This window comes from Faecalicatena contorta, from assembly GCF_022835095.1.
GTDB lineage: Bacteria > Bacillota > Clostridia > Lachnospirales > Lachnospiraceae > Faecalicatena > Faecalicatena contorta.
The window spans coordinates 2,849,581-2,862,105 of the sequence record NZ_BQNQ01000001.1; the positions used below are offsets into that span (position 1 = coordinate 2,849,581).

At 45.5% G+C, this 12,525-nt stretch carries 8 protein-coding genes; 1 reads left to right on the plus strand and 7 read right to left on the minus strand.

From position 1 onward, the window contains the following. Positions 1–52 precede the first annotated feature (52 nt). Positions 53–1,273, plus strand: a complete 1,221-nt coding sequence (locus tag MWG26_RS12715) for an argininosuccinate synthase (protein WP_025657197.1) — start codon at positions 53–55, stop codon at positions 1,271–1,273. Positions 1,274–1,433: 160 nt separating this feature from the next. Here the strand turns inward: MWG26_RS12715 and uraA are convergent, their stop codons facing one another. From uraA to MWG26_RS12750, 7 genes are all read right to left on the minus strand, one after another. Continuing rightward, positions 1,434–2,696, minus strand: coding sequence for a uracil permease (gene uraA, locus MWG26_RS12720; protein ID WP_025657196.1), 1,263 nt, complete (start codon positions 2,694–2,696; stop codon positions 1,434–1,436). Between the two features lie 366 nt (positions 2,697–3,062). After that, positions 3,063–4,958 carry a S8 family peptidase gene (locus MWG26_RS12725; RefSeq protein ID WP_081733179.1) on the minus strand — a complete coding sequence of 632 codons (1,896 nt, stop codon included), beginning with the start codon at positions 4,956–4,958 and terminating at the stop codon, positions 3,063–3,065. Positions 4,959–4,993: 35 nt separating this feature from the next. Beyond that, positions 4,994–6,919: a DUF5722 domain-containing protein gene (locus MWG26_RS12730; protein WP_025657194.1), complete on the minus strand. Its 1,926-nt coding sequence runs from the start codon at positions 6,917–6,919 to the stop codon at positions 4,994–4,996. A 114-nt stretch (positions 6,920–7,033) separates the two neighbouring features. Next, positions 7,034–8,110 carry an S-layer homology domain-containing protein gene (locus MWG26_RS12735; RefSeq protein ID WP_173005757.1) on the minus strand — a complete coding sequence of 359 codons (1,077 nt, stop codon included), beginning with the start codon at positions 8,108–8,110 and terminating at the stop codon, positions 7,034–7,036. Between the two features lie 25 nt (positions 8,111–8,135). Continuing rightward, complete coding sequence (locus tag MWG26_RS12740) at positions 8,136–10,130, minus strand: S-layer homology domain-containing protein (protein WP_025657191.1); 1,995 nt, start codon at positions 10,128–10,130, stop codon at positions 8,136–8,138. Positions 10,131–10,296: 166 nt separating this feature from the next. Continuing rightward, positions 10,297–11,097 (minus strand): hypothetical protein, encoded by an 801-nt coding sequence (locus MWG26_RS12745; protein WP_025657190.1) that lies wholly within the window; start codon positions 11,095–11,097, stop codon positions 10,297–10,299. A gap of 26 nt (positions 11,098–11,123) precedes the next feature. After that, positions 11,124–12,521: an alginate O-acetyltransferase AlgX-related protein gene (locus MWG26_RS12750; RefSeq protein WP_117441167.1), complete on the minus strand. Its 1,398-nt coding sequence runs from the start codon at positions 12,519–12,521 to the stop codon at positions 11,124–11,126. Positions 12,522–12,525: the final 4 nt, after the last annotated feature.

Consider the following 12,525-nt stretch of genomic DNA (forward strand, 5'->3'; position numbering starts at 1 on the left):
ACAAAAATTAAGTGAACAATAATATAACAAGATACATTAGGAGGCAAATGAAATGAGTAAAGAAAAAGTTGTATTAGCGTATTCAGGCGGGCTCGACACTACCGCAATCATACCTTGGTTAAAAGAGAATTTTGATTATGAGGTTATCTGCTGCTGTATCGACTGCGGTCAGGGAGAAGAACTGGACGGACTGGAAGAAAGATCTAAGTTATCAGGCGCTTCTAAATTATACATAGAGAACATCATCGATGAATTCTGTGACGAATATATTATGCCGTGCGTCAAGGCGGGCGCCGTATACGAGAATAAGTATTTACTTGGAACTTCCATGGCTCGTCCTGTTATCGCAAAGAGGCTTGTCGAGATTGCGCGCAAGGAAGGGGCTACCGCTATCTGCCACGGCGCAACCGGAAAAGGCAACGACCAGATCCGTTTTGAGCTTGGGATCAAGGCACTTGCTCCGGATCTTAAGATCATCGCACCATGGCGTATGACAGACGTCTGGACCATGCAGTCCCGTGAAGATGAGATCGAATACTGCCATCAGCATGGAATTGATCTTCCGTTCGATGCAAAACACAGTTACAGCCGTGACAGGAATTTATGGCACATCAGCCACGAAGGACTGGAACTGGAAGACCCGGCCAACGAGCCTAACTATGACGACCTTTTAGTATTGGGTGTTTCCCCGGAAAAAGCACCGGATGAAGGGGAATATGTGACAATGACATTTGAGGCAGGCGTACCGAAGAGCCTGAATGGAAAAGAGATGAAGGTGTCCGACATTATTACAGAGCTTAACGTTCTCGGCGGAAAGCATGGTATCGGCATTGTAGATATCGTAGAGAACCGTGTAGTCGGCATGAAGTCACGCGGTGTTTATGAGACTCCCGGCGGAACGATCCTGATGGAGGCTCATGACCAGCTGGAGGAACTCGTACTGGATCGTGCCACCTATGAAGTTAAAAAAGACATGGGTAACAAATTTGCCCAGATCGTATATGAAGGAAAATGGTTTACCCCTCTTCGCGAAGCAATACAGGCTTTTGTGGATGTAACGCAGCAGTATGTAACCGGCGAAGTAAAGTTTAAACTGTATAAAGGAAATATCATCAAAGCAGGCACAACTTCTCCATATTCACTGTACAGCGAATCACTGGCAAGCTTTACGACCGGAGAATTATACGATCATCACGACGCGGAAGGATTCATTAACCTGTTCGGACTGCCGCTTAAAGTACGCGCTATGAAGATGCAGGAGCAGAAACTGTAAAAAGAAGCATTCTACGAGGCTTATCATACATGTAAGGAAAAGAAGTTCTGATCAGGCGGCACCCCGCATAACAGAACTTCTTTTTCTATATGTCATTTATCATTTTCTAGCGTACTGTTAAAATAAAATATTAGACATATTGCAGCAATGAATTTTCAGGCTAGGCTTCCTCTCTGTCGTTTGTCAGTTTCAGCTTGTCCAGGATAAAGAACATCAGCCCCATCAGCATACCCACGACGCAGGCAAGAACCATTCCTGACAGCTGGATGCTTCCAAACTGAACGGATATACCGGAAAGTCCTGTTACGAAAATTACGGATGTCATTGCCATATTTCTGGATTTTCCGTAATCTACTTGTGCCTCTACCAGAATACGGATACCGGACGCGCCGATCATGCCATACAGCAGGAAAGAAATCCCTCCGATCACCGGACCTGGAATGGTACTGATCAGTGTGGTCATTTTCCCAATGAAGGAACACACGATGGAGAGCACTGCCGCTCCTCCTATGACATAGACACTGTATACTTTGGTGATTGCCATAACGCCGATATTTTCCCCGTATGTTGTGGTGGGCACGGAACCGATAAAGCCCGAAATCATTGTTGAAAAGTTATCCGCAAAAAGAGAGCGGTGAAGTCCGGGATCCTTTAAGAGATCCCGGCCCACAACCTTACTCGTTACAATCTGATGCCCGATATGCTCCGATGCGATGACCAGAAGCACGGGCAGAATAATCACGATTGCCTCCCATTTGAATTTTGGGGCTGCGAAATTAGGGATGGCCAGCCAGGTTGCGGCGCCGACCTCGGTAAAGTCCACGATGCCACAGAGCAGAGCGGCCACATAGCCCACAATGATTGCAACCAGAATCGGTATAACAGACAGAAATTTTCTAAATACCACAGATCCGATCACGGCCGTCAGCAGAGTCGCCAGGAATACGATAACATTTTTGGGATTAATGACCTCATCCTGCAGTCCTGCGTTTGAGGCCGCCGTTCCTGCCAGCTCCAGTCCGATCAGGGCCACAACAGGGCCCATAGCTGCCGGGGGCAGCACAACGTCGATCCAGTCCGAACCGAATTTATAAATAATCAGAGCCAGGATACAGCCAAAGAAGCCCACGACCACAAAGCCGCCCAGCGCATAATTATAGCCCCATTTGCTGATAACAATTCCCGCCGGTGCCAGGAATGCAAAGCTGGAGCCAAGATAAGCCGGTGCTTTCCCCTTTGTAATTAAGATAAATAACAGTGTTCCGATACCGTTCATAAATAGTACTATTGCCGGATTGATTCCAAATATAAATGGAACCAGAACAGATGCCCCGAACATCGCAAACATATGCTGAATGCTCAGGGGCACCAGCATCTTAAACGGTACTTTTTCTTCTACCTGAATGATTTTCTTACTTTCCATATAGCCCTCCATTTCTCTCTTGTTCCTTTAAAGTTTTTCATCTTTTCTATTGTACCACAGAATTCTGTATACAAAAACAACAAATTGAGAGTTAGTTAACGAGCTTTAGACTCATTGACGGATGGCGGACGCGAATGACGAGGTGAGTCCGGGCTCCACCTTAGGAACGAGTCTTTGCCTACCGGTCGGATGAACCAGCCAAGCGGACTGTAAGCGGCAAGCCCTCCGACCTGTATGGTCGGTTTAAAACGCCTTAGAGCTTCTTCGTTAAGCGGTCAGGATTTTAAACCGACCATACAGGCCGGAGGGCTTGCCGCTTACAGTTCGCTTGGCGTCCCCCATCCGCGCCGAGACTAAAGCTCGTCGCTAAATCCCGATTTGCTTTATAAACCTCATCATCATTGTCGCGCAAGCCGCCCGATCTGCAGATGCCGTCGGAGCCAGTGTTCCATCTCCATTACCAGTCATAATACCTTCTGCGTTGGCCCACTGCATTGCTTCTTCCGCAAAGGGGCTTACAGAATAGGCGTCTGGGAAATGAGAAAGACTGTTTTTGTTGGACGTATCAGCGCCGAGGTATTGTACATAACGGTAAAGCAGGACGGCCATTTGTTCACGGGTAATGAAATCTCCGGGGCCGAATGTTCCGTTTTCGTATCCTGTGATAATTCCACGGTCTGCAGCCCATGTTACTGATTCTGAGTAAAACTGGCCGTCTTTCACATCCGGAAATCTGGCTGCAAACGGTGTTTTATTTTCTCCTGATGCCCGATACAAAATTGTAGCAAACTGTGCCCTGCTTACTTTCTCGGACGCACCGAAGACTGTAGGCTCAAGGCCTGTCATTATTTTATTTTTGTACATATAGACGGCTGCATCGTAAAACCAGTCGTTTTTCTTTATATCGTTGTAAGGGAGCGTAACTTCCTCTTCACCCCCATAAAATGATGCTGCCCTTTCCACTGCCTTCTGCGCATTTACAATGCCAGCCCCTGTATAAATATCATAGCCTGGCGTTCCTATATCTGTGGCTGTAACTTGTAGTATTGTTCTTACTTCTTCTACCGAAAGCTCAGGATTTAGAGAACACATCATAGCGGCAACTCCCGCCACTTCCGGAGCTGCCATGGATGTTCCGTTCATATTTCCATAACTGCCGCCCTTAAGTGTGCTCCAGATTTTTACTCCAGGCGCTGATATGTCTTTCAGGGAACCATAGCAGGAACTACTTGCTTTTTGCATATTGTTGTCAACAGCAATTACGCTGATTGTGCTGTCATAATCCGAAGGAATCACGTTGATACTCCCGTTATCTCCAGTACCATAATTACCTGCGGCACATATGATGATGATTCCTTCATCCGCAAGACTGCGGCACATCCTGCTAAGCAGATCATCATACAAACCGATTTCTGACTTTCTCATACCCAGGCTCAGATTTATCACCTTGGCCCCTGCATTTCTGGCATATTCCAATCCCTTTAGAACATATGACACACTCGTTTTCTGATCCTGAGAAAATACATCTACTACCATCAGATCCACAACGGAATTGTCAAGAGCACTTCCGACACCGGCTATTCCCTCGCCGTTGTTGGCCTGTGCCGCAATAATCCCACTGACATGAGTCCCATGCCCTCCTCCGGAAGAATAGACACCATTCTGATATCCATCTCCCTGAAGAGGTCCCATGGATCCGTTTGAATTCAATATCTCTCTGCTGTTGTCAAGATCCAGCACGCTTTTTAAGTCCGGATGAACAATATCAGCTCCCGTATCCAGGACTGCGACCTTTACTTTGCTGTGTTCTTTTTGATTAACGATCTCCCAGGCCTGAGGCACTCTGATCTGCTGCAGATAAGCCTGCCGCCCGAAATAACTGTCGTTTACCGGCGTGTCGTTGAAAAGCTCCAGTTCATAATTTGGCGATACCGCAACAACACGGTCATCGGCAGCATATACCTCCATGGCCTCTTCCACAGATGAATCTTCTGCAACAGAAACTACCCCAATGTTTCCCTCTGCAGTCTCGGATATTAACTCAATCCCTTCATCCCCTTGTTCCTCAGCCATAACCTCGGCCTGATCCTCTGAGACATCCTCCCTATACAAGACGAGCACTTCACCCGGCACATAGGAAGCGCTACCGGTTCTACTGCCTTCTGTATCTGTCCCGTAAACGGTAATTACACTGCTCAGGATCAGAATGGTTGTCATAAATACTAGACTTAAATCTCTTATTGCCTTCCTACATTTTGACATAGACTTCCCACTGCTTTCTCAATTCTATTCATTATTTACAATCCGGAATATCTCTGAATAATGGTTGCGCATACGGCCCTGCTGACCTGTCCCTGCGGATTCAGCTGGCCGTTCGTCCCTTCACCCTGAATAATTCCTTCGCTCACAATCCACTGCATGGCTTCCGCTGCAAATCCACTTACATTTTTTCCGTCGCTGAATCTTCCCATATCTGCCCTTCCGTCTGTATCCTTCCCCTTATATTGTGCGTAACGATATATCAGTGTTGCGAGCTGTTCTCTGGTAATATTATCGCCTGTACCAAATAAATTATCGTGTCCATAACCTGTAATAATTCCAATACTGTTTGCCCAGCTGACCGGGATTGAGAAAAAATGATGATCCGGTACATCGATAAATTTATTGACATATCCCTGCTGAGGGCTGCCCTCCATGCGATAGAGGATGGTCGCGAACTGTCCTCTTCCAAGATTTTCTCCTGCACCAAAATTAGTTTCATTTAATCCAGTCATCCATCCGGCATCGTTAACTGCTTTTACTGCATCTAGATACCAGCTGTCATAAGATACGTCCCTGTACCCCATTCCGTGCATATCAAACCCTTTTACAATATCCTTCCAGCTCTGTATTCCAATTGTATTCAAACACTGGTTTGTTGCCCCGCCATAAATATTCGTATCCATATACTTAAAGACCTGATATGCCTTTCTTCCCAGAATGCCCAGCTGAAGGCCCATTTCATCTGGATTGTCCTCCCAGCTTCTGAAAATAACTGCATCGACCATGTCATTAAATTGTCCGGCATAAAAAGTATATGCCAGACTGGCCGCCTGATAGTCTTCTCCGCCCTTAGCATCAAACCCCTGCTCAGACAAGATAATCCTATGCTGTGCACCGTAAGTATTCTTCACGTAATCCGTCAGTACATTTAGATTAGCCGCGGTAACAAATTGTGCGTTCAGATTATTCGGTGTGTATTTATTATTTCCCCATAACAGTTTCTCAGACTCTGTAAACTTATTACTTGTCGGATCCATCACAACCGCATAGGGATGAAATGCAACACACCAGTTCACATCTGGCTGCAATACGTTCAATTCTGCAGCAAATCTGTCAAGAAAATCTTTTGCCCCTATACCTGTATAATTTCCATTATTATTCCAGCTTCTGTCCAGCGAAATGTATGCCTTCGCATCTGCCACACCTTGACGCTGTACATTCTGTTCCTGCAGTGCGTTATAAAGCAAAATAAAAGACTGCGCATATACCTTTGCATTGGTAGACGGGCTTAGAGTACCGGTCCAATTATAAGCGGAAGGCATATTTACTTCATTTCCCAATATCCAGTTTTCAATAAAACAGCCGGGCTGTCCGAACTTTTCGGCCAGAAAACCAAAAAGCGCACTCCATGTGTCCCTCGCTTCCTCGGTCTTTGTACTCAATGCATAAAAATTGTGGCCCCGCTCCGAGTTATAGACCAAGTCTTCCCATTCTTTCAGACCTCTGTCATCCTGTACCAGAAGTACAGTCGTTACAGTAACCCCTTTTGCATTCAGGGCGCGTACTGTCTTCTCAAATCCTTTCGAATAATTAGAATTAAACATGTAAGTTTTTCCATTGTATGTATACTCCGTATCACCATTCGAGAGAAACTGAGTGATGCCCAGGTTCAGCAGCACATGTTTAACACCAACCATCCCTTTTGCTCCGGCTGACATCCATTCTGACCCATGAATCCCTTTTTTAGACCCCTCCATCTGAATAACCGCACTGCTCCCACTGTAAGCCTCCATATCGGGTATATCAGGCACTTCTGCCTCACTATCAATAACCGTAGAAGGATCCAATCCCAGATAGGGCTTCTCAATCATCGGCTCTTCTGCTCCCGCCTCTGATACGCCCATCCCCATCAACAGCACGAGTGCCAGAAATCCCGCGACTATTCTTTTTGCTTTCTTCATTTAAGCCTCCCCTTATTTATGCCCTGCAAAAATGAGGCGCAATGCCGCCTTCCAGCGTATCGCTGCCTCATCTTAAATCATGTCTGTTTCATATTCTGATACTTAAATGTCTTTCTACTGCTCTAATGCGAAAGCCTCTGCCTGGCTGTCAAATGTACCAATTGCGCTCATCATAAATCTGCTGATGATTGCGGAACACTCTGCTCTTCCAGCAGTTCCCTGGGGATTCAGAGTTCCATCACCATTTCCGCTGATCAGTCCGCTTCCTACCGCCCACTTCATAGCATCAACAGCAAATCCGCTCACGTCTTTTCCATCCGGAAATACACTTAAATCCCCCACACCTGAAACGTCCAGTTTAGCAAATTGGGCATATCTATACATCATAACTGCAATCTGCTCCCTGGTAATCTCATCGCCTGCTCCAAATTTTCCGTCCGCATATCCTGTAATAATGTTAACATCTTTATCGCTTGCCCACATCACGGGTTTTGTAAAGAATTCTCCATCCGGAACATCAGGAAATCTATTTGCATCATATACAGCTTCCGGCATGTCTTCCATTCTCCAGAGTATGGTAGCGAACTGCGCACGGCTCACCTTTTCCCCTCCCCCGAAGGTCGTTTCATTCATACCGGTCATGATATCCATTTTATACAGCATTGTTGCATAATTTACAAACCAGTCCTGACGTGTCACGTCCGTATATGGCAGGTCACCATATAATGCCATCTCTATCAACTCATAGCTGCCGTCCTCCCTGAGGCTGATTGCCATAACAGCCATGCAGCTTTCCTTATCCCACGTAGATGGAAGGGTTCCGGAGAACTTCAGCTTAAGTTCACCTTTAGGTGCCATTTTTTCAGCGTTTGCGGCAACCGATGCGTCGTTAGGATTAACGATGATTGCATTGTCTGCAGTCCACTGAAAGCTGCTCACGTCATCCTTTGGGTCAAGTGAAAAGATACCCAGTGCGAGATGCCCTGTTTCATAAGTAATATCAGAAGTTCCATTTTCAACTTTTAAGTCAAATGTGACCTGCTTGTCAGCCGCCACTTCACCTTCCGTTGAGATTGACATGCCCACTCTTCCGGCAGCCTTGGAATTGAATCCCGCAATCAGGGTTCCAAACATCACCAGGGCAAATGTCAGAAGGACATTTTTCATCGTTTTTTTCATAGTTACTTTCATACATTTCCTCCTTGTTCCTTGTGTCTTACAGTCCATACTTCTGCATGAACCGCGTAATAATAGTTGCACAATGTGCACGGCTGGCATTTCCCTGTGGATTTAAGGTCCCCTGATCTCCCTGGATCAGTCCCGCGCCCACAGCCCACCTCATGGCTTCCTGGGAGAATCCGCTGACTTTGCCTGCATCCGGAAAACTGTTAAGATCAGCGCTGTCCTTTGTATCTAGTCCACAGTATTTTGCGTACCGGTACATCAGCACCGCCATTTGCTCTCTTGTAATGAGATCTCCGGGGCCGAATGTTCCATTCTCATAACCGGTTATGACCTGATTGCCGTAGGCCCACAACACCGGAGATGTAAAGAAATAACCGTCCTGCACATCCGGGAATACATTGCTGTATGATACAGAAGGAGAACCGGCCATACGGTAGAGAATTGTTGCAAACTGCGCGCGGCTTAAATCTTCTCCCGGTCCAAACCTGAACATATCCATACCGGTCATGATGCCACGGTCGTATACAAACTTCACATACTCATAAAACCATGCACTTCCATCCACATCCATAAACCTGTCAACACCTGCCAGGTTTGTCCCCTTATTAACAATAACGATACTATCAGCTGCAACGTAACCATACATGCTGCTGAAATCGAATTTGCCTGAAGAAGCGTCTAGTCCCGTTCGGGAACTGTTCAGCACACCATCGCTTATCACTTTGTAAAAACCGTTTTGTGATGTATTATCTAAAATCAGCAGTGATGTGTTGGACTGAGTACCTGTTGAGTAAAGAACCGTAGAACCTGCATTGCTCTCGGCTCTTACCTGTACATTCTGATGGCTGTTCGCCATGGTATCTTTGATTGCAATTGTATATACATTCTGATCCTGATTTCCACCCGCTTCATCCAGGAACCAGGCCGCGGCTGCAGCCTTTTCTCCCCAGTACGGATCAGAAGCATACTTCACATTAATTCCGCTGGCCTTATTCCCTAAAAAGCCGCCGAAATAACGCCAGTCCTTGGGATTTAAATACCCTTTTGACATATAAGTTTCAGAAAATGCTTTGATACAAACATCTATACTTGCGTAAGAAAATGCATCATCCGGATTAGAATCCACTGCATTTATTCCAAAAATATTATTCTTTGTAAGTGCCAGATTACTGTTTCCCCATGCACTTTCATTTGCCGCAATTCCTGCCGTCAGCAGGCCGTTCACTCCATATGTATTCTGATGGCTTACCAAGGAAGATCCTATTCCACGCATCTTAGACTCGGTTCTGGTCTCACTTGCAATTAGGGAATCCATAGACGCCGAAGAATAAGAACTGGAGCTTCTCATAGGCAGATATTGAAAGTAGTTATAATATGGGCTGCCCGGATTAATGGAACTGCTCCTGCTGTTGTTTTTATAATCATTCAGCATTACCGCAAATTTATCTGAAGCATAAAAATAATGGCCATCATAACTATAATATGTACTGCCCTCCGCCAGGAAAGACGGGGCGCGTCCACAGCGAATACTGCCTGCATAATTACTGCTATTCAAATTTGTTGTAATTCTATGTACAAGCCATCCGCCTGATACAGTGTAGTAACTCAACGACTTTGCCGATGATTTATTCAACACTTGTACTTCGCTTTTGTTTACTTCTCCTATCACGCCTGAAAGCATAAACTTTACTTTCCCGCCCGATTCTCCCAGGTATGCGGCATCTGCGCCCGAAGCTCCATTGGTATAACCTGCATCGCCTGTACCAACTTCGGTATATTCTGTCACCGCATTCCCTTTGGTATTGAAATTCACAATCTTCTCACTGCTGTTGGCAAATGTTGTGATTTCCTCCTCCACCAGCCCTACCTCAGGCTCTATCTCATAGATGTTTCCCTCTTCATCCATGCCTGTTATGGGTCGGCCTTCGTACTCCTCTGCCTGTACGTCAAATGAGCCCCACATACCTGCAAATAAGCAGATACACAGGCTCAGAATACACAGCAGTGTCTTCCTCTGCTTTCTCATTTACGTATACTCCTCTCTGTCTTTTGTCACACTGCAGCTACAGGTTAAAACCTGTCCCCCCTACAGTCCATGCCATCAGTATAACGTATCTTCACCTCATACGCAAGACCAAAATGCATACATGAATCCCCCATAATTTACCATATATTCAGATTATTCATCACATTTACTGATTAATCACGACTCCATCCAGGCAATTATCTGCTGACTGTTCCGGCGCCGTTTCCTGGGGCACCGGATCCTCAGCAGGTGCCTGCGGTGTCTCTTCTGCATAAGAATAGTCTGTATAATCGTCTGTATTCTCCTGTGCACCGCTCTGCACATCAGCTGCCTGAGCCGCTGCCTGTGCATCGGCTGCTGCTTTTGCTTCCGCTTCTGCCGCTGCCTGGGCCTGGACTTCCTTCTGTGCTTTCACGCCAAGTTCCTGTTCTTTTGTACTCACTTCATCTCCGGATGCCTTGCTTGCATATTTTGCAAATACAACATCATCTTCAAAGCAGATTTCTACATCCTTCAAAATATCGTCAAAGCCAAGCGAACTCAACTCCAGCTTACTGTCATCCGCCATAGTCAGCTGTACATTGTAAACCACATTAATGGCTTTGTCCGTGGCTGCCGCATTTGCATCCGCCGTCTTCTCGGGCGTGTAATAAAGCTGTGCCGTCTCACCATTTTTCAAAACTTGATCTGATTTCATCATATTTGCCGGATATTCTGTTTTATCCGATGTCTTAATGGAAATCCCTGTCACATCTTTCCCGGTACTGTTTTTCATAAGCACTTCATAGGACGTATCTGTCTTCGTGCCGATCACCTTATATTCTTCCTTCTCCTCTTTGTCGTCTGTTTTTGTTTCTGTGCTCTGCTTTTTATCCTCTTTCTCTGTAACCTCATTTTTTTTGCTGCATCCGGCAGCTGCTGCACACAGACAAACTGCCATCAACAGACAGATCACTGCTTTCTTCATCTTGTTTCCTCCTAATGTCCTTTTTCTTAGTTCCATTGTATATCTTTGCCGGCCACAATAAAAGACTGGCCTTTATTTGTAACAATTGTATTAATATGGAGTTGCCCGGCATGTACAGAGCTTCCCTTTATGTATAGCTGATACCCGTTTCCGTCTCCCTCTTCTGTCTTTGTATAAAATGTTTTATAGGTTCTGGATTCCATTGTCTGATTATTTCTTACAGATACTGTAATTTCTGTGTCCCCGGATATATACTTTTCATCTATGCTACCCTTTATCAGCAGATACGAACCTTCTTTTGAAGTCTCTATTGTGGAGTCCGTCACAGCTTCCGGGGCAAATATTGCTTCTACCTGGGACGTTTCCATAATTGGAACATCCTCGATAAAGTCTTTGATATTACGTTCAACCTTTTCAATCACGACATAATCCGGATGCAGATCTTCTATCTGTGTCAGATTATAGGGAACCAGTCTTGAAAAATACCCCTTTCCCATCTCATCTGCTACAAAAGGAAGAAGACTCTCTCCAAAGGAATCCCGAAACATAAGTATGCTTCCCTGTTTATCAGGGTTCACCGTTTCTATCCATTCGTCCATATTATCGGTCACGTCATTCACATAACTGAAACTTTGCTGTTTGTCATAGAAATATTCTTCTTCCGGTTCGGCAGCCAGCGGATACAGCATTTCATCGATATCCCCCGTATGCACCTTTTGGATCTCATAAGGGACGTTCAGATAGGTCTCGTGTTCCCGCCCTATAGAATCCATCAGCGTGTTATATGCCAGTACCGCGCCCCGGTTGTTCCAGTGGGAGTCTCTTTCAAAATACAATACCTCATCCCGGGATCTAAAAGCATCAAATAAATTTGTATATTGAATTCCTGCAGCCAGAAGCCTGGAGCTGAGCATGGCAATATTATTCGCCCCCCCTTTCCGATAATAATAAGGCATGTTTCCACTGTAGAGGCTGTTTTTATTGGGCGCTATGGTCAAGCGGAATGTACTGCCCTGTCCCTCCACATATTCCTGGATCAGTGACAGATTGTGGACAATATTAAACAATTCCCTATCCGACAGCAGATTTCTGCCTTGATAGTCGTCCAGTGTGCCACTGTAATACAGCCATCCATCCGTCCCAAGAACCACCTGCTCCGTCGCCTGGCTCTTAACCGTTCTGCTTCGTATTACTGCATTTGCAGTAACAAAATACTGCCTGAAAGCAAAGTGATCCTCAAAATATTCGCCCATTTCAGATAAATAGTCCTTATTCCATCCATCTTCATTTTTTATCGCCGGCCATTCTGCCAGAACCGTATTCTCAGAGGTAGTATTTGTCGGCCAAAATGTCATCCCGGCAAAGGGAACTATAAGGACAATCCAGACCAGTATGATAAATATCAGATATCTCTTATTTTTCATCTTC

What these genes read in the sequence shown, in the direction of transcription:
- MWG26_RS12715 (WP_025657197.1), top strand. Translation starts at nt 53, where the DNA reads ATGAGTAAAGAAAAAGTTGTATTAGCGTATTCAGGCGGGCTCGACACT.
- uraA (WP_025657196.1), bottom strand. Translation starts at nt 2,696, where the DNA reads ATGGAAAGTAAGAAAATCATTCAGGTAGAAGAAAAAGTACCGTTTAAG.
- MWG26_RS12725 (WP_081733179.1), bottom strand. Translation starts at nt 4,958, where the DNA reads ATGTCAAAATGTAGGAAGGCAATAAGAGATTTAAGTCTAGTATTTATG.
- MWG26_RS12730 (WP_025657194.1), bottom strand. Translation starts at nt 6,919, where the DNA reads ATGAAGAAAGCAAAAAGAATAGTCGCGGGATTTCTGGCACTCGTGCTG.
- MWG26_RS12735 (WP_173005757.1), bottom strand. Translation starts at nt 8,110, where the DNA reads ATGAAAGTAACTATGAAAAAAACGATGAAAAATGTCCTTCTGACATTT.
- MWG26_RS12740 (WP_025657191.1), bottom strand. Translation starts at nt 10,130, where the DNA reads ATGAGAAAGCAGAGGAAGACACTGCTGTGTATTCTGAGCCTGTGTATC.
- MWG26_RS12745 (WP_025657190.1), bottom strand. Translation starts at nt 11,097, where the DNA reads ATGAAGAAAGCAGTGATCTGTCTGTTGATGGCAGTTTGTCTGTGTGCA.
- MWG26_RS12750 (WP_117441167.1), bottom strand. Translation starts at nt 12,521, where the DNA reads ATGAAAAATAAGAGATATCTGATATTTATCATACTGGTCTGGATTGTC.